Annotated in this window: 18 protein-coding genes; 10 read left to right on the top strand and 8 right to left on the bottom strand. The window is 73.6% G+C overall.

The window, feature by feature from the left end; translation table 11 throughout:
- The first annotated feature begins 26 nt into the window (after positions 1-26).
- Positions 27-1886, top strand: coding sequence for a GMC oxidoreductase (locus ADL08_RS23240; protein ID WP_053646074.1), 1860 nt, complete (start codon positions 27-29; stop codon positions 1884-1886).
- A 651-nt stretch (positions 1887-2537) separates the two neighbouring features.
- Here the strand turns inward: ADL08_RS23240 and ADL08_RS23235 are convergent.
- Positions 2538-2831: a chorismate mutase gene (locus ADL08_RS23235; protein ID WP_053646072.1), complete on the bottom strand. Its 294-nt coding sequence runs from the start codon at positions 2829-2831 to the stop codon at positions 2538-2540.
- 323 nt (positions 2832-3154) lie between these two features.
- Here ADL08_RS23235 and guaA point away from each other — a divergent pair, with 323 nt between their 5' ends.
- The 4 genes from guaA to ADL08_RS23215 all read left to right on the top strand — a co-directional run bounded on the left by guaA (position 3155) and on the right by ADL08_RS23215 (position 7909).
- Positions 3155-4747, top strand: a complete 1593-nt coding sequence (guaA, locus tag ADL08_RS23230; RefSeq protein WP_053646070.1) for a glutamine-hydrolyzing GMP synthase — start codon at positions 3155-3157, stop codon at positions 4745-4747.
- A 165-nt stretch (positions 4748-4912) separates the two neighbouring features.
- Positions 4913-5701: a class II aldolase/adducin family protein gene (locus ADL08_RS23225; RefSeq protein ID WP_053646068.1), complete on the top strand. Its 789-nt coding sequence runs from the start codon at positions 4913-4915 to the stop codon at positions 5699-5701.
- Between the two features lie 198 nt (positions 5702-5899).
- Positions 5900-7207, top strand: coding sequence for a hypothetical protein (locus ADL08_RS23220; RefSeq protein WP_053646246.1), 1308 nt, complete (start codon positions 5900-5902; stop codon positions 7205-7207).
- A gap of 120 nt (positions 7208-7327) precedes the next feature.
- Positions 7328-7909: a DoxX family protein gene (locus ADL08_RS23215; RefSeq protein ID WP_078968384.1), complete on the top strand. Its 582-nt coding sequence runs from the start codon at positions 7328-7330 to the stop codon at positions 7907-7909.
- On the opposite strand, the gene ADL08_RS35845 is transcribed toward ADL08_RS23215, so the two are convergent.
- A complete protein-coding gene (locus ADL08_RS35845) occupies positions 7819-8079 on the bottom strand; it encodes a hypothetical protein (RefSeq protein WP_078968383.1) in 261 nt (86 codons plus the stop codon). The two genes, ADL08_RS23215 and ADL08_RS35845, sit on opposite strands and share 91 nt — an antisense overlap.
- Positions 8066-9409: a PspC domain-containing protein gene (locus ADL08_RS23210; protein WP_053646067.1), complete on the bottom strand. Its 1344-nt coding sequence runs from the start codon at positions 9407-9409 to the stop codon at positions 8066-8068. The genes ADL08_RS35845 and ADL08_RS23210 overlap by 14 nt, the downstream gene beginning before the upstream one ends.
- Positions 9410-9565: 156 nt before the next feature.
- Between ADL08_RS23210 and ADL08_RS23205 the strand changes: the two genes are divergently transcribed.
- Both ADL08_RS23205 and ADL08_RS23200 read left to right on the top strand, forming a co-directional pair.
- Positions 9566-10828, top strand: a complete 1263-nt coding sequence (locus ADL08_RS23205; protein ID WP_053646065.1) for an ATP-binding protein — start codon at positions 9566-9568, stop codon at positions 10826-10828.
- On the top strand, positions 10825-11556 hold the full coding sequence (locus tag ADL08_RS23200) for a LuxR C-terminal-related transcriptional regulator (protein WP_053646063.1): 732 nt from the start codon (positions 10825-10827) through the stop codon (positions 11554-11556). Before ADL08_RS23205 ends, ADL08_RS23200 begins: the two co-directional genes overlap by 4 nt.
- Positions 11557-11819: 263 nt before the next feature.
- On the opposite strand, the gene ADL08_RS23195 is transcribed toward ADL08_RS23200, so the two are convergent.
- Positions 11820-12926, bottom strand: a complete 1107-nt coding sequence (locus ADL08_RS23195) for a C40 family peptidase (protein ID WP_053646061.1) — start codon at positions 12924-12926, stop codon at positions 11820-11822.
- A 486-nt stretch (positions 12927-13412) separates the two neighbouring features.
- On the opposite strand from ADL08_RS23195, the gene ADL08_RS23190 reads away from it, so the two are divergent.
- Together ADL08_RS23190 and pcrA are read left to right on the top strand one after the other, a co-directional pair.
- Positions 13413-13766: a hypothetical protein gene (locus ADL08_RS23190; RefSeq protein ID WP_053646060.1), complete on the top strand. Its 354-nt coding sequence runs from the start codon at positions 13413-13415 to the stop codon at positions 13764-13766.
- 322 nt (positions 13767-14088) lie between these two features.
- Positions 14089-16536, top strand: coding sequence for a DNA helicase PcrA (gene pcrA / locus ADL08_RS23185; protein ID WP_053646058.1), 2448 nt, complete (start codon positions 14089-14091; stop codon positions 16534-16536).
- Between the two features lie 67 nt (positions 16537-16603).
- On the opposite strand, the gene ADL08_RS23180 is transcribed toward pcrA, so the two are convergent.
- Together ADL08_RS23180 and ADL08_RS23175 are read right to left on the bottom strand one after the other, a co-directional pair.
- A complete protein-coding gene (locus tag ADL08_RS23180) occupies positions 16604-18229 on the bottom strand; it encodes a M23 family metallopeptidase (protein ID WP_053646056.1) in 1626 nt (541 codons plus the stop codon).
- A gap of 286 nt (positions 18230-18515) precedes the next feature.
- Positions 18516-19316, bottom strand: a complete 801-nt coding sequence (locus tag ADL08_RS23175; RefSeq protein WP_053646054.1) for an esterase/lipase family protein — start codon at positions 19314-19316, stop codon at positions 18516-18518.
- A gap of 302 nt (positions 19317-19618) precedes the next feature.
- On the opposite strand from ADL08_RS23175, the gene ADL08_RS23170 reads away from it, so the two are divergent.
- Positions 19619-20026, top strand: a complete 408-nt coding sequence (locus ADL08_RS23170; protein WP_053646051.1) for a cobalamin B12-binding domain-containing protein — start codon at positions 19619-19621, stop codon at positions 20024-20026.
- A 136-nt stretch (positions 20027-20162) separates the two neighbouring features.
- Here ADL08_RS23170 and ADL08_RS23165 read toward each other — a convergent pair whose 3' ends face one another.
- Together ADL08_RS23165 and ADL08_RS23160 are read right to left on the bottom strand one after the other, a co-directional pair.
- Positions 20163-21845, bottom strand: coding sequence for a DUF5691 domain-containing protein (locus ADL08_RS23165; protein ID WP_053646048.1), 1683 nt, complete (start codon positions 21843-21845; stop codon positions 20163-20165).
- 91 nt (positions 21846-21936) lie between these two features.
- A complete protein-coding gene (locus ADL08_RS23160) occupies positions 21937-23325 on the bottom strand; it encodes an SWIM zinc finger family protein (protein ID WP_234352238.1) in 1389 nt (462 codons plus the stop codon).
- Between the last annotated feature and the right edge of the window lie 87 nt (positions 23326-23412).

Genomic DNA, 23412 nt, shown 5'->3' with positions numbered 1-23412 from the left:
TTTCCGTACTCCGTACGAGGAGAGCCATGACCGCGGTACCCCCTACCCAAAATCAGGAGCAGGTGGAGGACGGCGCGTACGACTACGACGTCCTCGTCGTCGGCTCCGGCTTCGGCGGTTCGGTCACGGCCCTCCGCCTCACCGAGAAGGGCTACCGGGTCGGCGTCCTGGAGGCCGGGCGCCGCTTCACCCGCGAGACCCTGCCGAAGAACTCCTGGGACCTGAAGAACTTCCTCTGGGCCCCCGCCCTCGGCCTCTACGGCCTCCAGCGCATCCACCTGCTCGGCAACGTCATGGTGCTCGCGGGCGCCGGCGTGGGCGGCGGCTCCCTCAACTACGCCAACACCCTCTACGTACCGCTCAAGGCGTTCTTCGACGACCCGCAGTGGAAGGACATCACGGACTGGGAGGACGAGCTGCGGCCGTACTACGACCAGGCCAAGCGGATGCTCGGCGTCCGGCTCAACCCGACGATGACCCCCTCCGACGTGCACCTGAAGTCGGCCGCGCAGGCGATGGGCATCGGCGACACCTTCCACATGGCTCCGGTCGGCGTCTTCTTCGGGGACGGCGAGGACGCGGACGGCAAGGCCAGGGCGAAGCCCGGCGGCGAGGTCCCCGACCCGTACTTCGGCGGAGCGGGCCCCTCCCGGCGCGCCTGCGCCGAGTGCGGCGAGTGCATGACCGGCTGCCGCCACGGCGCCAAGAACACCCTCAACGAGAACTACCTCCACCTCGCGGAGAAGGCGGGCGCGACCGTCCACCCCATGACGACCGTCGTCACCGTCACCGAGGACTCGCGCGGCGGCTTCGCCGTGAAGACCCTGCCCACCGACCGGCGCAAGAAGGGGAAGGGCCGGACGTTCACCGCCCGCCGGGTCGTGATCGCGGCCGGCACGTACGGCACGCAGACCCTGCTCCACCGGATGAAGGACACCGGCCTGCTGCCCCGCGTCTCGGACCGGCTCGGCGAGCTGACCCGCACCAACTCCGAGGGCCTGGTCGGCGCCCAGACCACCGACCGCCGCTACCGGAAGAAGCACGGCCGGGAGAAGGCCGACTTCACCCGGGGCGTCGCCATCACCTCCTCCGTCCACCCGGACGAGAACACCCACATCGAGCCGGTCCGGTACGGCAGGGGCTCCAACTCCATGGGCAGCCTCACCGTTCTCCAGGTGCCCTACGGCGCCCACCGGGTGCGCGACTGGGTCCTCAACCTGCTCCGGCACCCCACGCTCGCCGCCCGCTCGCTCTCCAACCGGAAGTGGTCGGAGCGGACCATCATCGGCCTGGTCATGCAGTCCCTCGACAACTCCCTGACGACCTACCGCAAGCCCGGCGGCATCGGAAAGGGCCTGCTCACGGCCCGCCAGGGGCACGGGGCGCCGAACCCGGTCCAGATCCCGGCGGCCACCCGGGCCGCCAGCCTCCTCGCCGAGGAGATCAACGGCTTCGCCGGCTCCAACGTCGGCGAGCTGATGGGTACCCCGCTCACCGCCCACTTCCTGGGCGGCTGCGCGATCGGCGCGGACGCCGCGTCCGGCGTCATCGACCCGTACCACCGGCTCTACGGCCACCCGGGGATCTCCGTCGTCGACGGGGCGGCCGTCTCCGCCAACCTCGGCGTGAACCCGTCCCTGACGATCACCGCCCAGGCGGAGCGGGCCATGTCCTTCTGGCCGAACAAGGGCGAGGAGGACCCGCGCCCGGCGCAGGGGGAGCGGTACGTACGGCTCGCGGCGGTCGAGCCGAAGACCCCCGCGGTCCCGGCCGAGGCCTTCGGCGCGCTCCGCCTGCCGTTCCTGGGGATGCCGAGGATGCCGGCCCCGGACCTGTCCGAGGTCTCGCCCGAGGCCTCGTCGAAGGCGCCGTCGAAGCGGGAGTGACACCCGTCCGGGCCGGGACGCCGGCGCCCGGGCCGGAAACGACAGAAAGGGCGCTGCATCCCCCTCCGAATGCAGCGCCCTTCCGGCTTTTTGGTGTTGCTGCATGGTTGACCCGCCACCCCCGCGATTGGTTGTAGCGGTTGCACGAGATCTTGATGTGACGCGCGTCACGTCCCGGGGGCGGGTGTGCGCGCGAGGGCCCCGTGGCGCGATTCCGGTCGCGCCACGGGGCCCTCGGGGGTCGGCACCGGTGTCCAGGGCAGCGGCGGTGCCGGGCGGAACGGCGCCGGGGGGTCGCGCCGCTGGGGAGGGGGTACGGAGGGGGGGACGGGGACGGGATCTTCGGGGGTGCTGGACGGGGCCGCGGGAGCACGGCCGGAGGAGCCGGTTGCGGTCGGCCCCGGGCGTCCCCGGGACCGACCGCCCCTTCTGGGTGACCGGACCGCTGTCCCCTGCTGCCCGGTCACATGCGCTGGTGCGAGGTCCCACGGCGTACCGGAGAGGTACGCCACACGCCCCAGCGAAGCCACGCGTGGTTTCCTTCGGGCCCGCCCCTGGCTGGCACGGACAACCGGACCAACGAAGCCGGCGCGGGGCCGGTCACGCGCCGTACGGGTGAGAGCGGGTCCGAACTCGGGTGCGGGCGCCCACTCAGATGCGTCCCCGGCACAGCTCCAGCACCGTCATCGCGATGGCCGTGCCCGGCTTGCCCAGCGCGTCCCTGTAGTGGCCGAGGACCTCCATCTCGCGGTTCAGGTTCACCCGGCGGCCGCCGGAGGAGATCCGGGCCTCCTGGATGACGGCCGAGACGGCCATCCGTTCCTGGACGAGACCGATGATCCGGTCGTCGAGGGCGTCGATGCGCTCACGGGCGTCGCCGATCAGCGCCGCCGCCTCGTCGGTGCGGGCGCCGGTCTTCTCGGTGGTGGCGGTGTGCGTCGTCATGGTGGGGCTCCTGGGGTGTCGGACGCCCCCGAGACGGTCCGGCCCGGGAATGACAGAGCGCCCCGGGCCTTGTCGGCCCGGGGCGCCTGGGAAGTCGCTTGTCAGTTGCTCAAGCAGCACGACCATGGCAGCCGGTGGGCCGGTTGCCATAGGTAAAGACGAAGGTCTGGTGCTTGCGCATGGCGACAGTATGGACCCCGCCCGGGATCCGGGGCCAACCCGGGTTCGGATGGTGAGACGAAAGGTACGACCGGCGCGCCGGTAGAATCGACAAATAGCACCCCTTTCGAGGGACCCTCTCCTACCGCCGGAAGGCCGCCGTAGTGTCATCAGCGACCCCCGCTGCCGCGCCCGACGTCACCAACCCGGACGTAGTCCTCGTTGTCGACTTCGGCGCCCAGTACGCCCAGCTCATCGCCCGCCGCGTCCGTGAGGCCCGGGTCTACAGCGAGATCGTCCCGTCCACCATGCCGGTGGCCGAGATGCTGGCCAAGGACCCGAAGGCGATCATCCTCTCCGGCGGCCCGTCCTCCGTGTACGCGGAGAACGCCCCCCGCCTCGACCGCGCGCTCTTCGAGGCGGGCGTCCCCGTCTTCGGCATGTGCTACGGCTTCCAGCTGATGGCGACGACCCTCGGCGGCACCGTCGACAACACCGGCGCCCGCGAGTACGGCCGCACCCCGCTGCACGTCTCCAAGGCCGGCTCCACCCTCTTCGAGGGCACCCCGGTCGAGCAGTCGGTGTGGATGTCGCACGGCGACGCCTGCTCCGCCGCCCCCGAGGGCTTCGCCGTCACCGCCTCCACGGACGTCGTGCCGGTCGCCGCCTTCGAGAACGACGAGAAGAAGCTGTACGGCGTCCAGTACCACCCCGAGGTGCTGCACTCCACGCACGGCCAGCAGATCCTGGAGCACTTCCTCTACCGGGGCGCCGGCATCGAGCCGAGCTGGACCACCGGCAACGTGATCGAGGAGCAGGTCGCGGCCATCCGCGCCCAGGTCGGCGACAAGCGCGCCGTCTGCGGCCTCTCCGGCGGCGTCGACTCCGCCGTGGCCGCCGCGCTCGTCCAGAAGGCCATCGGCTCGCAGCTCACCTGCGTGTACGTCGACCACGGCCTCATGCGCAAGGGCGAGACCGAGCAGGTCGAGAAGGACTTCGTCGCCTCCACCGGCGTCAACCTCAAGGTCGTCGACGCGCAGGAGCGGTTCCTCACCGCCCTCGCCGGCGTCTCCGACCCGGAGACCAAGCGGAAGATCATCGGCCGCGAGTTCATCCGCGTCTTCGAGCAGGCGCAGCTGGAGATCCTCCAGGAGGAGGGCCCCGAGGTCGCGTTCCTCGTCCAGGGCACGCTCTACCCGGACATCGTCGAGTCCGGCGGCGGCACCGGCACCGCCAACATCAAGTCGCACCACAACGTCGGCGGCCTGCCCGACGACATCGAGTTCGAACTCGTCGAGCCGCTGCGCCAGCTCTTCAAGGACGAGGTCCGCATGGTCGGCCAAGAGCTCGGCCTGCCCGAGGAGATCGTCCAGCGCCAGCCCTTCCCGGGCCCCGGCCTCGGCATCCGCATCGTCGGCGAGGTCACCAAGGAGCGCCTGGACCTGCTGCGCGAGGCCGACGCCATCGCCCGCGAGGAGCTGACGGCCGCCGGTCTCGACCGCGACATCTGGCAGTGCCCGGTCGTGCTGCTCGCCGACGTGCGCTCCGTGGGCGTCCAGGGCGACGGCCGCACCTACGGCCACCCGATCGTGCTGCGCCCGGTCTCCTCCGAGGACGCCATGACGGCCGACTGGTCGCGCCTGCCCTACGAGGTGCTCGCCAAGATCTCGACCCGCATCACCAACGAGGTCGCCGACGTGAACCGCGTCGTCCTCGACGTCACCAGCAAGCCGCCGGGCACCATCGAGTGGGAGTAGCCGCTCCCGCACGCGTGTGAAACCGCCGCCCCGGCCGCCCGGGGCGGCGGTTTCGTCGTACCGGGGGGCCGACTGGGCGGTTTCGTCGCTCCTGGTTGCCCGCTCGGCGGTTTCGTCGCGTCCGGGCTCTGGTGACCCGACCGGCCGGGCACTACCTTCCGGCGCATGAGCGTGATACCGGACCCCGTCCCCCTCGACCGGCTCCACTTCGCCATGCCGCCCGTCCACGCGACGGCCGAGGAGGAACGCGTCCACCGCAAACAGCGGCTCGCGGGCGCCCTCCGCCTCTTCGGACGGTTCGGGTACGAGGAGGGCGTCTCGGGCCACATCACCGCCCGCGACCCGGAACACCCCGACTGCTTCTGGGTGAACCCCTTCGGGGCGCCGTTCGCCGAGACGACCGCGAGCGACCTCATCCTGGTCGACGGCGACGGCCGGGTCCTCCACGGCGGCCGGCACGTCAACCAGGCCGCCTTCACCGTCCACGCCCAGGTCCACCGGGCCCGGCCCGACGCCGTCGCCGTCGTCCACACCCACTCCCTGCACGGCCGGGCGCTCGCCGCCCTCGGCGAACCCCTCGACCCCCTCACCCAGGAGGCCTGCGCCTTCTACCAGGACCACGTCCTCTACGACGCCTACACCGGCGTCACCGTGGACGCGGAGGAGGGACGCCGGATCGCCGTCGCCCTCGGCACCTCCAAGGCGATCGTGCTCCGCAACCACGGACCGCTCACCGTCGGCACCTCCGTCGACGCGGCGGCCTGGTGGTTCATCGCCCTGGAACGCTGCGCCCGGATCCAGCTGACCGCCCGCGCCGCCGGGAAACCGGTCCTGATCGACCACCACGACGCCGTCGCCACCCGCGAACAGCTCGGCAACGACCTCGTCGCCTGGATCAACTACCAGCCCCTCTGGCGCAGGATCAGCCGAGCGGAGCCCGAACTCCTGTCGTAACACCATCGCCTCACCCTTCTGTACGTCAATAAGACGACACGGCAATCACTCCTGAGGGGGGCGCACGCGGCGGTCGCGAGAACCCTCGGTGCGGCACAATTCCGTGGAACCAACGGCACGTTGGCCCTCCACGGCGCACCGGAACGCACCAGAACGCACCGGACGCGTGTCGTGGAGCGAGCTCGGGAAGTGAGCACCGTGGCGGTTCAAGAGGCGAGACAGCACGGCGAGCACGCGACGGCCTGCGCCGGCTGCGCCCACTGCGGGCGGACCGGCCACCGGCGCGCGGTCGCCGCCTTCCTCGCCCGGCGCGACGAACTCGCCGCCGGACACGGCGTCCCCGCCGCCGTCGCCCACTCCCCGGTCGCCGCCCGCCAGTGGGTCTCCGACGAGCTCGCCCAAGCCGCCCGCGCGGTCACCGCGCACGGCCGGGAGGCCGGGCCCGCCCGGCTCGACCTGGTCCGGCGCGGTGGCCTCCGCGCCGTCTGGGGCGCCGTCCTCGCCCTCCTCCTCGGCCAGGCCCTCACCGCCGTCGGGGCCGGCTGGACCGCCGCCCGCACGGCCGGCCTCTGCACCGCCCTGGTCCTCGCCGTCCTCCTCAGCGCCGCCGCCCACACCCACCGGGCGCGCGGCGGCCTCCTCGCTCCCCTGACCGGCGAGGACGACCGGCTCTCCACCACCCGCGCCGTCGCCGCCGCCTGGCTCCTGCTCCTCTCCTTCTCCCTCCTCTTCCTGGCCGTCCGGTTCCTCACCCTCCGGCCACCTGCCACGGCCGTCTCCACCGCGGACTCCACGGCTGTTTCCACCGCCGCCTCCACAGCCGACTCCGCGACCGCCTTCGGCCTGACCCGGACCGCCGGCCTGCTCACCGCCCTGGCCCTGGTGGCGGCCGTCACCGTCACCGCCCGCCTCGTCGTCACCACCGGGATCGCGGCGGGGCGCCTCCAGAAGGTGCCCGCCGACCGCCCGCGCGCCGCCGACCTGCTCTGCGACGACAGCGGCCGCGCCTGCCTCGCCGACGTCCAGTACCTCCTGGTCTCCGGCGCCGTCCTCGCCCTCGCGGCCGTCGGACTCGCCCGCGATCCCGCCCGGCTCCCCGAGGTCCCCTGGTCCCTCGTGCTCCTCCTCGCCGTCTCGGCTGCCTGGCACCTCGCCGCGAAGTGCGCCGAGGGCGTCCGCCCCACGATCCACTCCGTGGTCCGGTCCCGAGAGGCGGGCGACCTCGACGCCCCGATCCGCACGGGCGACGACATCGAGATCCGCGGCCGCGGCTTCGTCCCACCGGGCGCGGGCGCCCCCGACCCGCTGACCCGCCTCGTGGTCCGCATCGGCCCCGTCCACGCCCACGTCCCGCTGGTCCCGGTCCCGGGCGGCTTCGCCAACCCCACCGACACCGCCCTGACCGTCCCCCTCCCGGCGGACGTGGAACCGGGCCGGGCGGAGGTCTCGGTCGTGACGGCGGCGGGCGTGGAGACCAACCGGGTCACGATCGACGTGGTGGATTGATCCCCGCGTGGACCGATCGAGGCCGTGTGCCCGTCCGGCCCCTTCCCCGCGCCTCCGGGGCACCACTCGGAGGAGAATCGTGCCGCGAGCAGCCGTACGGGGCGTGAGAGGTGACCGGCGATGACGGGACAGACGGACCGGGGCGACGACAGGGCGCCCGGCAGCGGCGGCGGTGCGGGTGGCGGCGCGGGAGGCGCCACCGGTGGCCCTGCGGCCCTCGGCAGTGGTGACGGGCCCGGCGCCTGGAAGGCCCTGGCCTCCCGTTACGCCCTCCTTCCCTTGCGGATCTTCCTCGGGGTCACGTTCGTCTACTCCGGGCTCGACAAGCTCACCGACTCCTCCTTCTTCGCCGACACCGGCAGCGGTTCCATCGGCGAGACGATGCGCGGAGTCCGGGACAGCTCCGCGATCCCCGCCCTCGTCGACCTCGCCCTCAAGAACCCCGCCGGCTTCGGATACGCCATCGCCTTCGGAGAACTCGCCGTCGGGCTGGGGACCCTCTTCGGCCTCTTCGCCCGGGTGGCGGCGCTCGGAGGCGCGCTGATCTCGCTGAGCCTCTGGCTGACCGTGAGCTGGCAGGTGTCGCCGTACTACCTCGGCAACGACCTCGCCTATCTGATGGCCTGGCTGCCGCTGCTGCTCGCCGGGGCCCCGGTGCTCTCGCTGGACATGCTCCTCGCCGAACGGCGCCGTATTCGATAGGCGACCCAGGTCACGAGGGCGGCCGTGCCCAGGCCGCCGCAGAGGACCGGGACCATCGCGTACCAGGGGGTCGTCCAGGCCCCGGTGGCGTCGCCCGCGTACAGGGCGGTCAGGGCGAGGGCGGTGAGGCCGACGAGCAGCCGGCCCGGACGGAACTCATGAAGCAGCACGGATGACCTCCACCTGTCCGAGTGCGACCTCCAGGGAGAGGTCCAGGGTGCCCGCCGGGACGGTCCCGGCCGGCGGCGCGAGCGTGTGGGCCTCCTCGCGGTCCGGCGCGATGTCGATGTCGTTGGGAGGCTGTCCCGGCAATCGCAGATCGCCCAGCGACACCTTGGCGCGCAGCTTCACGACCGCGTCCTTCGGGACGATCACCTTGAGCTGTCCGGCGCCCACCTCGGCGCCGGTGGCGACCGTCGTGCCCGCGGGGACCGGGAGCCGCGACAGATCGAGCGTGCCGACCCCGCTGCCCAGCTCGTAGTGCGGCTGCACGGCGGCGGCCGACACCGGTGCCCACGTCGCGCGGGCCCAGTCCGTGGTGATCCGGTCGGGCATCGCCGTCGCCAGGGCGAGCAGGCCCGCCGTGACCACGGTCATGAAGACCGTGCCGAACCCGGTCCGCCCGAGGAAACTGCTGACGACGAGACCCAGGCCGAACACCCCGAGGGCGGCGGCCAGCCCGATCTGCAGGCTGGTGCCGAGCGGCTCCGCCTCCCAGGTCAGGGCCGTGCCGAGGCCGGCCGCCACCATCGCGAGCAGCTGGACGAGACCGCTGATGGAGAGCGGACTCTTCCGGACGGAGGGCGTCGGGCGTCCGGGCGCCGGGGCCGCGGGGCCCCACTGGCTGCCGGGCTTCGGCACCTCGCCGTTCACCCTGCCGTCCTCGTCCAGCACGCCGTGCGGACCCCACAGGTAACCGACGGCCACCCTGCCGGTCGAGCCGTCCTTCACGATCGGGTCCTTCCACCAGGAGGTGTACTCGATCCGCGGCGGGGCCTTCGTCTCGGGCGGGGCCTCGGCGACCGCGAGCGCCGCGGCCGTGTCCGTCCTGCCCTCGGTCTCGACCGCGCCGCTCCGTCTCCGCCGGGACCAGACCGCCGCCCCGCACGCCGCGAACGCCACCAGCAGCGAGGAGCCCAGCATCGATCCGCTGCGCAGCATCGACAGGAAGACCCCGCAGCCGATCAGCGCCATCAGCAGGGCCGCGAGGGAGGAACCGGAGACACGGCCGGTCAGCAGCCTGCGCCCCTCGTTGTCCTCCTCGCCCGCGAGCGGGATCAGCAGCCACGCGAAGCCGTAGAAGATCAGCCCGAAGCCACCCGTCACCGCCAGCACGCCGATCACGACGCGGAGGATCACCGGGTCGAGGTCGAAGTACCGGCCGAGACCGCCGCAGACACCGCCCACGACCTTGCTCCCGCGTGAGCGCCGCAACGGCGCGGCGGAAGCGGCCTCCGCCGCCGGCGGGGCCTCGTGCTGCGAAGGCGTCGAACTCGTCATGCCTCCATGGTGACGGCCCGTGACGCGGTGCGGCACCGGGGACGACCCTGGCCCGACCCTGATATTCGCGGGGCCCTCCTCCCCGAGGCCTTACCAGGGAAGATCTCAGGGCCGACCCTGATGTCCCGGGCGGTCCGGACGTGTGACGATCGGCGCATGTCCGTATCCGCTCGTGTCACCGAGACCGACGAACCGCCCCTGCGCAGGCTCTACCGGAGCGCCGACGGGCGGTGGCTCGGCGGTGTCGCACGCGGTCTCGCGGGACACCTCGGGCTGCCGGTCGTCTGGGTGCGCACGGCGTTCGTGGTCCTCGCCATGGCGGACGGCCTCGGCGCCGTGCTCTACGCGGTCTTCTGGATCGTCGTCCCGCTCGGCGTCGGCGGGCGGACCGCTCCGCGCCCCGTCTTCGAGACCACCCCGGACGGGCGCCGCAGGCTCCGCAAGCCCGACCGGGGCCAGGTCTTCGCCCTGGCCGCGCTCGCCGTGGGCCTCGCGGTCGTCGCCGGGAACGCCAGCTTCGACGGCGAGATGGGGCGGTACGTCTGGCCCATCATCCTCACCGGCATCGGCCTCGCCGTCTTCTGGCGCCAGTCGGACAACGCCCGCCGGGCCAGCTGGACCGACCCCGGACGGCACAGACGCGCGTTCCAGCTCGCCCGCGGTCTCGTCGGCGTCGCCCTGGTCGGCACGGGCCTCGCGGTCTTCGTGGTGGTCCGCGGCTCCGTCGCCCAGCTCGGCACGGCCCTCACCGCGGCCGTCGCCGTCCTCACCGGCATAGCACTGCTCGCCGGTCCCTGGCTGGTCCGCATGTCACAGGACCTCACGGAGGAGCGGACCATGCGCATCCGCGCCCAGGAGCGCGCCGAGGTCGCGGCCCACGTCCACGACTCGGTGCTGCACACCCTCACCCTGATCCAGCGCAACGCGGACGACCCGGGCGAGGTGCGCCGGCTCGCCCGCGCCCAGGAACGGGAGCTGCGGAACTGGCTCCACAAGCCGGAGGGCACCGGCAGGGACGAGGAGCCCGAGACCCTCGCGGAGGCGGTGAAGAGGGCCGCGGCCGAGGTCGAGGACAAGCACGGCGTCCCGCTGGAGGTGGTCGTCGTCGGCGACTGCCCCCTCGACGAAGGACTGGTCGCGCAGATACAGGCCGCGCGCGAGGCGATGGTCAACGCCGCCAAGTACGGTGGCGAGGGAGGGGCGGTGCAGGTGTTCGCGGAGGTGGACGGCCGCACGGTCTTCGTCTCGGTGCGGGACCGGGGGCCGGGCTTCGACCTGGACGACGTGCCCGAGGACCGGATGGGCGTACGAGAATCGATCATCGGCCGGATGCAGCGCAACGGCGGTACGGCCCGGCTGCGGTCACCGCAGGGCGGCGGCACCGAAGTGGAGCTCGAGATGGAGAGGGCGGACGGATGAGCGACGAGACCGGGGCAGCGACCGGGAGCGGGACGGATGCGGGCGCGGCGGCCACGCCGGGCGCCGGGCGCCGGGTGCGGGTGGTGCTCGTCGACGACCACCGCATGTTCCGCACCGGGGTGCAGGCCGAGATCGGCCGGACCGAGGTCACCGGCGTCGAGGTGGTCGGCGAGGCCGCCGACGTCGACCAGGCGGTCACGGTCATCACCGCGACCCGACCCGAGGTCGTCCTGCTCGACGTCCACCTTCCGGGCGGCGGCGGGGTCGAGGTGCTACGGCGCTGCGCGAGCCTGCTCGGCGCGCCCGAGGACCCGGTGCGCTTCCTGGCGCTTTCGGTGTCGGACGCGGCCGAGGACGTGATCGGGGTGATCCGGGGCGGTGCCCGCGGCTACGTGACCAAGACGATCACCGGCACCGACCTGGTCGACTCGATCTTCCGGGTCCAGGAGGGCGACGCGGTCTTCTCCCCCCGGCTCGCCGGCTTCGTCCTGGACGCCTTCGCCTCGACGGACGCGCCCCCGGTGGACGAGGACCTGGACCGGCTCACCCAGCGGGAGCGGGAGGTGCTGCGGCTGATCGCCCGCGGCTACGCGTACAAGGAGATCGCCAAGCAGCTCTACATCTCGGTGAAGACGGTCGAGTCGCACGTCTCGGCGGTGCTGCGGAAGCTCCAGCTCTCCAACCGCCACGAGCTGACCCGCTGGGCCACCGCCCGCCGCCTGGTCTGAGCCCGCCGTCCGACGCGGGGGCGCGCCCCGGTCTGAGACCCTCACCCGGTCTGAGACCCTCACCCGGTCCGGGGCCGCGCTCCGGTCTGGGGCCGGGACCGTACCTGATTCGACGGGACCGTACCTGGCTCGGCCGGGGCCGTACCTGGCTCGACGGGGCCTTACCCGGCTCGACGGGACCGTATCCGGTCCGGGGCCGGGCGCCGCTCGGTGTCGCCGGCCGGGGTCGGTCCGCGGGGGATCGGGGGTTCGGGGCCGGGGCGTCAGTTCACGCGGGTCGCGCCGGCGAAGGGCATCTCGTCGATCGGGGCGATCCGGATCGGGGCGCCGGGCCGGGGGGCGTGGATCATCCGGCCGCCGCCGATGTAGAGCCCGACGTGGCTGATGCCGGAGTAGAAGAAGACCAGGTCACCGGGGGCGAGCTGGGAGCGGGAGACGCGTTTTCCGGCGTTGATCTGGGTGTACGTCGTGCGGGGGAGGGAGACACCGGCCGCGCGCCAGGCCGCCTGGGTGAGGCCCGAGCAGTCGTACCCGGAAGGGCCCGTCGCCCCCCACACGTACGGCTTGCCGAGCTGGGCGCGGGCGAAGGAGATGGCCTGGGAGGCCCGGGAGTCCGGGGCGCCCACCGGTCCGCGCTCGCCGCCCGAGGAGCGGTCGGCCCGCGCGGGGGCGGAGGTGCCGGGCGTGGGCGTTCCGGCGGTCCGCGCCGAGGCGCTGGAGTGGGTCCGGGCGGTGACGGCGGCCTCGTACCGTGCCCGTTCCTCCGCGGTCAGCCGGGCGAGCAGGATCCTGGCCGACTTCAGTGTGCCGAGGACGGTCGCCTTCTGCCGCCGCAGCTCGGCCTCGTGCCCGCGCAGTGCGGTCAGGCGGTCCGCCGATTCGCCGCGCAGCTGCCCGATCGCGCCGAGTTCGCGCCGTACGGCCCGGATCGCGTTCGCCTGCCGGTCGCCGGCCTGCTCGGCGAACGCGGCCCGCGCCAGGTACTGGTCCGGGTCGGAGGTGAGGACGAGCCGCACCGTCGGGTCGAGCCCACCGGAGCGGTACTGGGCGGCGGCCGCGGCCCCGAGGGCGTCCCGCGCGTCGTTGAGGCGCTGGGTCCTGCGGGCGGCCTCGTCGCGCAGCCGGTCGAAGGCGGCGCGCGCCGCGTCCGCCTTCTCCTTCGCCCCGTTGTACCGCTCGGTCGCGACCCCGGCCTCTTCGTAGAGCCGGTCCACCTGCGCCCTGACCTGGGTGGCGGTGGGCCGGGGGTCCGCGTGTCCGGACCCTTCGAAGAGCGTCGCCGTCGCCGCGGAGGCGAGGGCGAGGGTGGCGGCGGTGCGGACCGCCTGACCGCCGAGGAGGGACGGCGTGGACTTCCGGTGCGATGCCACGAGGGCGGGTCACATCCTTTTCCCTGGGGGACGGTGTCCGCCGGGCCGGCGGCGGCCCGCACAGGGGGACGGACCGCCGCCGGTTTTCTCGGCGGGGGTGACCGACGACCGCTGACCTGCCGGCGGTGGTGGGGAGCCGGTCACCTGGTGGAGGACGCTAGGCCCGGGGTCACGCCCCGATGACGGATTGACCGCTATTGGCGTCAGTTGACGGTTCGGGGACCGAATCCTTTTCCCGCGTGACGGGGCGGAACCGTTTCGGCGGACACATAGGCGTATGGACGCATGGACGGACGGGCACACGGACGCACGCGCACGTACACGGGCGCGGGGACCCAGACGTACAGGCGCGGACGCGTGGGCGTGCGCGTGGGCAGGGACGTACGGACGTTTCGCGCGACGCTCCCGCAGGCGGCCGGTCAAGGCGCCGGAAGCGCGTGGACCCGCCCGGAGGGAGGCGCCGGAGGCCCGGTTAGGCTCCGCCCCATGGACGTACTCATCAATGTCTTCGTCGCCCTGCACGTCATCGGTATCGCCTCCCTCCTCGGCGGCTTCCTCACCCAGATGAAGGCGATGGGCGCCGGTACGGCCCGCTTCAGCCCCGCGATGCTGCACGGCGCGCTGACCATGCTGGTCACGGGCGTCGCGCTCGTCGGCCTGAACCAGGCCGACGACCAGACCGTGAACAACCTCAAGATCGGCGTCAAGCTGGCGATCCTGGTCGTGATCCTCGGCCTCGTCTACGTCAAGCGGGACGACGAGAAGGTCGACAAGGGCCTCTTCGCCGCCGTCGGCGGCCTGACCACGGCGAACATCTTCATCGCGACCCTCTGGACCTGAGCCGCGGACCCGGGGCGCGGCCCCGGTGCGACCCGTGGTGCGACCCGTTCCGCACCCCGGCCGCACGGACCGGCCTCCGAAGGCGGACCCGGATGTCGGCGGGGCGTCCCAGGGCCTGTCCGGCGGATCATGGCCGGGGCCGCGACGCCTGGCACGGCACCTCGCCGCGTTGTCGAAACGGCCCGACAGCTCCGCTATCGAGCCGCTCCGGCGCCTTGCGACGCCTCCCCTGGGCCCTTGCGGGCCTGGGGAGACCCCGCGCACCAGACGCCGCGGCCTATCCGACCCTGATCCGCCGGACAGGCCCTAGACTCGTGAGGCGATGAGCAGCCTCTTTGACGACAGCTTCCTGGCCGGTCTCCAGAACCACTCCTCGGAGGAGCCCCCGCCCCGCCCCGAGGACGACGAGCACGGCTCCCCGGCCCCGGAGGAGGTCCCGCACGACCTCTTCGGAGAGCACTTCGACGCGCCCCCGACCCGGGACGCGCACTACCGCGACGGCGCCCCGCGCCCCGTCGTGGACCCCGCCGCGCTCCTGGAGGGGCTGAACGAGCAGCAGCGCGCCGCCGTCGTGCACACCGGCACCCCGCTGCTCATCGTCGCCGGCGCCGGCTCCGGCAAGACCCGGGTGCTCACCCACCGCATCGCCCACCTCCTGGGCACGCGGGAGGTCCACCCCGGCCAGATACTCGCGATCACCTTCACCAACAAGGCCGCCGGCGAGATGAAGGAGCGCGTCGAGCAGCTCGTCGGCCCGCGCGCCAACGCCATGTGGGTCATGACCTTCCACAGCGCGTGCGTGCGGATCCTGCGCCGCGAGTCGAAGAGGCTCGGCTTCACCTCCTCCTTCTCGATCTACGACGCCGCCGACTCCAAGCGCCTGATGGCCCTGGTCTGCCGCGACCTGGACCTCGACCCGAAGAAGTTCCCGCCGAAGTCGTTCAGCGCCAAGATCTCGAACCTCAAGAACGAGCTGATCGACGAGGAGACCTTCGCCGACCAGGCGCAGGACGGCTTCGAGAAGACGCTCGCCGAGGCGTACCGGATGTACCAGGCGCGGCTGCGCGAGGCCAACGCCCTGGACTTCGACGACATCATCATGACGACGGTCCACCTGCTCCAGGCGTTCCCCGACGTCGCCGAGCACTACCGCCGCCGCTTCCGGCACGTCCTCGTCGACGAGTACCAGGACACCAACCACGCCCAGTACACCCTGGTGCGCGAGCTGGTCGGCACCGGCTACGACGACCTCGGCCCGGCCGAGCTGTGCGTGGTGGGCGACGCCGACCAGTCGATCTACGCCTTCCGGGGCGCCACCATCCGCAACATCCTCCAGTTCGAGGAGGACTACCCGGACGCGACGACGATCCTCCTGGAGCAGAACTACCGCTCCACGCAGACGATCCTCTCGGCCGCCAACGCCGTCATCGAGCGCAACGAGTCCCGCCGTCCCAAGAACCTGTGGACCAACGCGGGCGAGGGCGCGCGGATCACCGGCTACGTCGCGGACACCGAGCACGACGAGGCCCAGTTCGTCGCCGACGAGATCGACCGGCTCACGGACGCGGGCGAGGCCAAGGCCGGGGACGTCGCGGTCTTCTACCGGACCAACGCCCAGTCCCGCGTCTTCGAGGAGATCTTCATCCGCGTCGGCCTGCCCTACAAGGTCGTCGGCGGCGTGCGCTTCTACGAGCGCAAGGAGGTCCGGGACGTCCTCGCGTACCTCCGCGTCCTCGCCAACCCCGAGGACAACGTCCCGCTGCGCCGCATCCTCAACGTCCCCAAGCGGGGCATCGGCGAGCGCGCCGAGGCGATGATCGACGCCCTCTCGCTGCGCGAGAGGGTCACCTTCCCGCAGGCGCTCAAGCGGGTCGACGAGGCGTACGGCATGGCCGCGCGCTCCGCGAACGCCGTCAAGCGCTTCAACGCGCTGATGGACGAGCTGCGCACCGTCGTCGAGTCCGGCGCCGGGCCCGCCGTCGTCCTGGAGGCGGTCCTGGAGCGGACCGGCTACCTGGCCGAGCTCCAGGCCTCGACCGACCCGCAGGACGAGACCCGGATCGAGAACCTCCAGGAACTCGCCGCCGTCGCCCTGGAGTTCGAGCAGGAGCGGGGCGAGGAGCCCGCGACCCTCGCCGAGTTCCTGGAGAAGGTCGCGCTCGTCGCCGACTCCGACCAGATCCCCGACGAGGACGAGGAGGGCCGGGGCGTCATCACCCTGATGACGCTGCACACCGCCAAGGGCCTCGAATTCCCCGTGGTGTTCCTGACGGGCATGGAGGACGGCGTCTTCCCGCACATGCGCGCCCTCGGCCAGGCGAAGGAGCTGGAGGAGGAGCGGCGCCTCGCGTACGTGGGCATCACGCGCGCGCGTGAGCGGCTCTACCTCACCCGCTCGGCGATGCGCAGCGCCTGGGGCCAGCCCTCGTACAACCCGGCCTCGCGCTTCCTGGAGGAGATCCCGCCCACGCACCTGGAGTGGAAGCGGACCGGTCCGATGGCGAAGCCCGCCGGGCCGACCTCGGGCATCACCTCCTCGCTCTCCTCCTCCCGCGCGCGCTCCGGCCCCTCGGGCTTCGCCACGCGGCGGGCCGGTGAGAAGCCGGTGATCTCGCTCCAGGTGGGCGACCGGGTCACGCACGACCAGTTCGGCCTCGGCACGGTCACGGCGGTGACCGGCACGGGCGCCGACGCCCAGGCGACGATCGACTTCGGCGACGACAAGCCGAAGCGGCTGCTGCTGCGGTACGCGCCGGTCGAGAAGCTGTAGGGGACGTACGCGGTCACGGAAAGAGGGCCCCGACTCCGGTCGGGGCCCTCTTCCACGTGCGAGCGGGTCAGACGGTCGGGTCCAGGCCGTGGCTGCGCAGCCAGGCCAGCGGGTCGATCGCGTAGCCGCCGCCCGGCCGGACCTCGAAGTGGAGGTGCGGACCGGTGGAGTTGCCGGAGTCGCCCGAGTACGCGATGACCTCGCCGGCCTTCACGTAACCGGAGCGGATCTTGGCGCTGCTGAGGTGGCAGTACCAGGTCTCGGTGCCGTCGGGGGCGGTCACGATCACCATGTTGCCGTAGGCGCTGTTCAGCTGGGTGCGGACGGTGCCGTCCGTCGCGGCCATCACGGGCGTGCCGCTGAACACGGGGAAGTCGATGCCGGTGTGCACGGACATCCAGTTGACGCCCGACTGGCCGAAGCGCGCGCTGAGCCGGTGGAGCTTCACCGGCAGCGCGAACTTGGGGCGCATCGCCTCCTTGCGGGCCGCCTCCTCCTCGCGCTTCTTCTTCTCGGCCGCCTGGCGGACCTTGAGGTCGATGCGCTCCTGGGTGCGGCTGGCGCGGCTTCCGAAGTCGCGGGCGTCGGCGTCGAGCGCGTCGAGCTGGGTGTTGAAGGCGTTGTTGGCGGCGACCGGCTTCACGGCGTCCGGGGCGGCGGCGAGCGCGGTCGTGCTGTCCTTCTTCCCGTCCCCGGTACCGGCGCCGGGGAGCCCGCCGACGGACGCGGCGGCGATGCCGGCGACGCCCATGACGCAGGCGGAGGGGACGGCGACGGTCAGCAGCGCGGACCGCTTGGCGGGGGTGCGGCGACGGCCGCGACCGCCGCCGGAGGAACGGCGCGCGGGGCGGCCGGCGGGGGAGTCGGTGCGGAGCTCGACGGCGGGCTCGCCGTGGGGTTCCGCATCGGTCTCGTAGGCCTCGTGGGCCGTGCCGTCCTCGTACGCGTGGGTCTCGCCGTCTTCGAAGGCCTCGGCGCTTTCGAGGGTTTCGCCGTCCTCGGCGTCGGCCTCGTCGCCTCCGGAGGCGTAGTCGGACTCGGAGGTGTATTCGGAGGCGTACTCCGGGGCGTGGTCGAAGGAGGACTCGGCGGGGTGCTCGGCGAGTTGCTCGTTCTGCGGGGTGTACTGGTGGGGGACGACGGGCTCGGGCTCCGGAGCCGCGTGGTTCCACGCGGTCGCGTCGTAGGCGCCGGTCCCGGTCTCGGTCGCGAAGGCCGGGGCGGCCCACTGGCCGGTGGCGTCGTAGGCCTCGTAGCCGTACGTGCCCTGGGCGGCGTACGCGCCGGAGTGGGCGGTCTCGTACGGGCCGGTGTGCTGGGCCTCGGTCCAGGCGGAGGCGTCCCACTGACCGGTGGTGTCGTACTGGGCCGCGCCGGTCTCGTAGGTCCCGTGGGCCTCGTAGGAGCCGGTGGTCTCGTAGGAACCGGTGGTTCCGTAGGCGGGGGTTCCGACGTTCCACTGGCCCGTGGTGTCCCACTGGCCGGTCGTGTCGTACTGCCCGGCGGTGTCGTACTGCCCGGTGGTGCCGGTGGTGCCGTACTGCGCGTCGGTGTCGTACGGGCCGAGGTCCCACTGGCCGCTGTGGTCGGCCTGACCGCCGGCGTACGTGCCGAACAGCGGGTCTGCGGCGAAACTGCCAGTGGTGTGGGCGTCGTCTCCGACGTACCCGGCGTGGGGGTGCTGGTCGTTCACCAACGTCTCTCTCGCCTCGGCAGCAGGACCAGTCCGGGGAGGGCCCGACGAGGGGTGTCCCGGGGGGAAGCAGTGGCGCGACTGTACCCGGCGGTATGCGCGGCCGACAATCTTCGGAGGGGTTGGAGGCCGTAGGAAACGGGCAATCGGTTGTGTTTCGCCAGCTCGCGGAGAGAGCTTTGGCCTTGTGTTCGAGAAACGTTCGAACGGGAGTGTCGCGGTCGGGCGGCAAACGTGTTGACGGCGGTGATGTCGTGTGATCGGGCGGTCGCGGGGCGTCGCGCGGTCAGGCCACGGAGGACGCGTCCGGTTCCTCTCCCCGCCCGGACGGGAGTCCGGGCGCGTCGGCGTCGAGCGCCTCGCGGACCCCGGTGGCCACCGTCGGGTGCACGGGCAGGGCGAGGTGGCCGATGCCGCTGACCCGCACGTTGTGCACGAGCAGGTCGGGGTGGTCGAGGCGGGCGGTCTCCACCGGCACCATCACCTGGTCGAGGTCGCTCCAGAAGCTCACGAACCGGGTCCGGCAGCCGGGCGCGGGCCCGGCCAGCTCCCGCAGCACCCCGGAACCCGGCCGCATCTGCCGCACCAGCGGATGGGCGGCGGCGAGCCGGGCCACGGTCGTGCCCGCGTGCGGGGTGCCGAGCATGACCAGGGTCCGCACCCGCGCGTCACCCCCGAGGCACTGCACGTAATAGCGGGCGATCAGCCCGCCGAGGCTGTGCCCGACGATGTCCACCTCGGCGTGTCCCGTACGGGCGCGGATCTCCTCCACCCGGCGGCCCAGCAGCTCGGCGGCGGTCCGCAGGTCGCACGTGAGCGGGGAGTAGTTGAGCGACTCGATCCCGTCACGGCCGTGCCGGGCGAGGGAGCGGCGCAGCAGGACGAAGACGGAGCGGTTGTCGACGAAGCCGTGCAGGAGCAGCACGGGGCGCCTGCTCCCGGCGGACTTCCCGGCCGGAGTGCCGGACGGGGCGGGGGCGAGGCGCTCGGCGGCGATCCCGGTGGGGTAGAGGACGAGATGGCCGGTGAGGATCGCGATCTCCAGCGCGGCGGCCTTCATCAGGGTGGTGACCTTGGCGAACTCCATGGCCGGCCTCCCGAACGGCGTACGGGGCCGGACGGTGTGTCGGCGCGCCGCGCCCCCGCGCCGCACGGACGGCGGCACGGAGGCGCGGCGACCTCGTCGCGGCTCCCTTCGCGACCGGCCCCGCCTGCGGCTGATGGGCCCAGGAGGAGGGCCCGGAAGCGGGGGACGGCCCGGAGCGAACATGTCCCACGTGTGATTTCCCCCTCGGGGGCCGTCGCGAAACGACCCCTTGCGGGATGCTGGCGATAACGTTCGTTCACCTCCCCGGCACAGAGGTGCGGGGGTCGCATGTGGAGGCAGTCATGGGTGTGACCGGTCCGATCCGCGTGGTGGTCGCCAAGCCGGGCCTCGACGGCCACGATCGCGGGGCCAAGGTGATCGCGCGAGCACTCCGGGACGCCGGCATGGAGGTCATCTACACCGGGCTCCACCAGACGCCCGAGCAGATCGTCGACACCGCGATCCAGGAGGACGCGGACGCGATCGGCCTCTCGATCCTCTCGGGCGCGCACAACACGCTCTTCGTGAAGGTCCTGGACCTCCTCAAGGACCGCGACGCGGAGGACATCAAGGTCTTCGGCGGCGGCATCATCCCGGAGGCGGACATCGCGCCGCTGAAGGAGAAGGGCGTGGCGGAGATCTTCACGCCGGGCGCGACGACGACGTCCATCGTCGACTGGGTGAACGCGAACGTCCGCGTGGCCGCGTAGGACGCGGGCCGTCCGCAGCCACGGTCCGTCCGTACCCACGGTCCGTCCGCAGCCACGGTCCGTCCGTACCCACGGCCTGTCCTTACTCAAGGTCCCGTCCGCGTTTCGCCCCTCGCCGTTCCCGTGCGGATGATCCTCAGGAGGGCGGCGCGAGTTCGGCGCGTATCGACGCGCGCAGGTGGAGCGTGGAGACCAGGCGCCGGAAGGCCTCCGACCAGTAGCCGCCCGCACCGGGGACGGTGTCCTCCCCCTCGTCCGGACGGGCCGTCAGGGGTTCGAGGTACCGGGCCGCCTCCGGGGCGAGGCAGCGCTCCGCGAGGCCCATCACCCCGCTGAAGCTCCACGGGTAACTGCCCGCCTCCCGCGCGATGTCCAGGGCGTCGACCACCGCCCCGCCGAGCGGTTCCGCCCACGGCACGGCGCAGACGCCGAGGAGCTGGAACGCCTCCGACAGGCCGTGGGCCGCGACGAACCGGGCGACCCACAGCGCCCGTTCCTCCGGGGACAGCATCGACAGGAGCTGGGCCCGCTCGGCGAGCGACGAGGTGCCGGGCCCCGTCGCGGGCGGGGTCGCGGGCGAACCGAGCAGCGCGCGCGACCAGGCCGCGTCCCGCTGCCGCACGGCCGCCCGGCACCAGGCCGCGTGCAGCTCGTCCCGCCACCCGTCGGCGACCGGCAGGGCCACGATCTCCTCCGGGCCGCGCCCCCCGAACCTGGCCGGCCAGCAGGAGAGCGGCGCGGACTCGACGATCCTGCCCAGCCACCAGGAGCGCTCGCCCCGGCCCGCCGGAGGGACCGCCACGACGCCGTCCCGCTGCATCGCCGCGTCGCACTCGTGCGGGGCCTCGACGCCGATCGTCGGCGCGTCGGCCGTCCGGTCGGGGCCGACGCAGGTCAGGGCCCGGGCCGCCATCCGGCCCGCGAGCGCGGAGGAGGGCAGGGCGGAGAGCAGTTCGGCGGCGGTGGCGCGGACGTTGCGGCTGCGGTCGCCGAGGGCCTCCTCCAGGAACCCCTCGTCCGCGTCGGAGAGTCCGGCCCGCAGCGAGTCGAGGAACATCAGCCGGTCCTCCGCGCGCTCGGCGGACCAGGTGGAGGCGAGGAGGGCGAGGCCGGCGGCCGGGTCCTCCTTCCGTACGGCGCCGAGCAGGGCGACCCGTTCGGCGAACAGGCCCTCGTCCCACAGGGCCCGCACCCCCTCCGCGTCCCCGGGGGACGGGAGGGAGCCGGCCGTCCCCGTGCCCCGGAGGGCGAACCGCCACTCGGGGTTGAGCCGGGCCAGCCACAGCCCGCGCGGCCCCGCGAACCGGAGGGCCGGGGCCCGCAGGTCGGTGCGGGCCCGGGCCGCGTCGAGCAGGGCGGGCAGGGCGGCGGGCGGCGCCTTGTACCCGTTCCCGTCGGCGAGGGCCAGCCACTGGGGGAGCAGTTCGGCGAGGTCGGGCGCGGCTCCGCGCCGCCCGTCGGGCGGGGGCGCGGTCCGGCCGGCGAGCAGTCGGTCGAGGCGCCGCCGGGCCGCCTCGGGCAGCGGCGCGCGCGGGTCCTCCGGCGCGGGCTCCGGCGGCGCCGCGGCGGGCCCGGGACGCAGCCCCGCCCTGCGCCGTACGGTGTGCAGCGCGGCGGCGTCGAGCAGCGCGGCCGCCGCGTCGCCGCCCGCCGTCGCGTGCGCGAGCCCGGTGGGCGCCCGCCGGTCCGTCCCGAGCAGCGCCGAGGTGACGAGCTCCGCCCAGAGGCGGTCGGCGGCGGGCTCGGCGGCCGCACGGTTCCCGCCGCCGGCCGTGACTCCCGTCGCGGCCGTGGCGGACGTGGTCGTGGTGGTGTCCATCGGGCTCCTCCGGGCGGTCGTGGTCGGCTGTGTCGACGGTCGGTGGCACTGGGTGGCCGGGCGGGGTCGTAACAGGGTCATGGGGCCGGGGTCACAGGAGGGGGACCGTCTCGGTCGGGGCCTCCGGCGACCAGGCGGCGAGTGGGGTGAACCCCCGGTGTCCGCACTCCCCGAAGACGGTCACCGGGGCGCCGCCGGACAGGGCGACGAGCCGCCAGAGGCCCGGGCGGGCCTGGGCGCCGGGCGTCAGGGGCAGCGCCTCGCGGCCGTCCGCGTCGGCGAGCTGCCAGCCGTACTCCGCCCGCGCCGGTACGACCCCGCTCAGCGTCACGGGCCACGCGTCCAGCCACGGGTCCCCGCCCAGCGCGCGCCCGTACGCGTCGAGGGCCTCGCCGACCGGGCCCCCCGGCGGCGGGGCCGCGGGTCCGGCGACCGGGACGAAGTGCTCGCCCGGCTCCGCCCGCACCTGCCCGGAGCCGGTGTGCGGGGTCAGTTCGCCGTCGAGCACCGCGCCCACGGGGAGCGACAGCCGGGGCGCCCGGCCCGCCGCCCCGTACGAGAGCACGAGCGCCGTGCGCCCGCCTGTCGTCCCGTACAGCCAGACGCGCCGGGTGGTCAGCCGGGCGTCGCCCGTGTCGTACTGCGCGAGGACGAGCCAGTGGTCGCGCACCGGGGCCCCGGCGACCGGGGCGGGGAGGCCGACCCGGGTCCGTACGGTCGTCGCGAAGGGGGCGGGCAGCCGGTCGGCGGCCAGCCAGGCCCGGTCGAGGAGGTGCGTCAGCGCGCACTCCTCCAGGAGCCGCACGGGCCAGCCGGGCCCCGATCCCGGTATCGCGCCCAACTCCCTCACCCGGCCCGCGAGGCCCGGCGCCTGGGCATCGACCATGCGGGCCGCCGTCTCCTCCCACAGGCCGTATCCGGTCTGCCCGGCCGCCGCCAGACCGCCGCGCAGCAGGTCGGTGAGCCGCTGCTCCAACTCCCGCGCCCCCGAGGTGATCCGGGCCGCCCTCCGCTCGGCCCTGCGGCGAGCCGCGACGGGATCCGCCGGACCCCCGCCGACCGGACCCCCGTCCGCCGCGCCGTCCCCGGCCGTGTCGTCCTCCGCCGGACCCCCGCCGACCGCGCCGTCCCCGGCCCGCCGCTCCGCGAGCCGCCGTTCGGCCCAGTCGGGCACGGCGGACTTCTCGATCGCGGTCCCGTCCGAGTCCGCCGCTTGGAGCAGCAGCAGGCCCAGCGCGTGCCCGCACGGAAGCGCGAGGCCGGGGCAGTCGCACGCGTACACGGGCACCGCGAGGTCGACGACCGTCCGGTACGACGTGCCGTCGTCGTCCCGGCACAGCCCCCAGACGGCGCCGTCACCGCACCCCGTGTCCGACCACGACCCGGCCGTGCCGAGCCTGCTCCCCGCTCTGCGCGCGGCCTCGTCAGGAGCCAGTGCCCACACCTGCTCGACCGCCGAACGCACCCCCATGCCATTCATGTCCACGACGTTAGAGGGCACCACTGACAACGCCTCCGAGCTGGGAGTTCACCGAACCGGGAGGGAGTTGAGGGGGAGTCAGGGGAG

Source organism: Streptomyces sp. NRRL F-6492 (genome assembly GCF_001280125.1).
In the GTDB taxonomy this organism is placed as follows: domain Bacteria; phylum Actinomycetota; class Actinomycetes; order Streptomycetales; family Streptomycetaceae; genus Streptomyces.
This window is presented reverse-complemented; position numbering and strand designations above follow the sequence as displayed.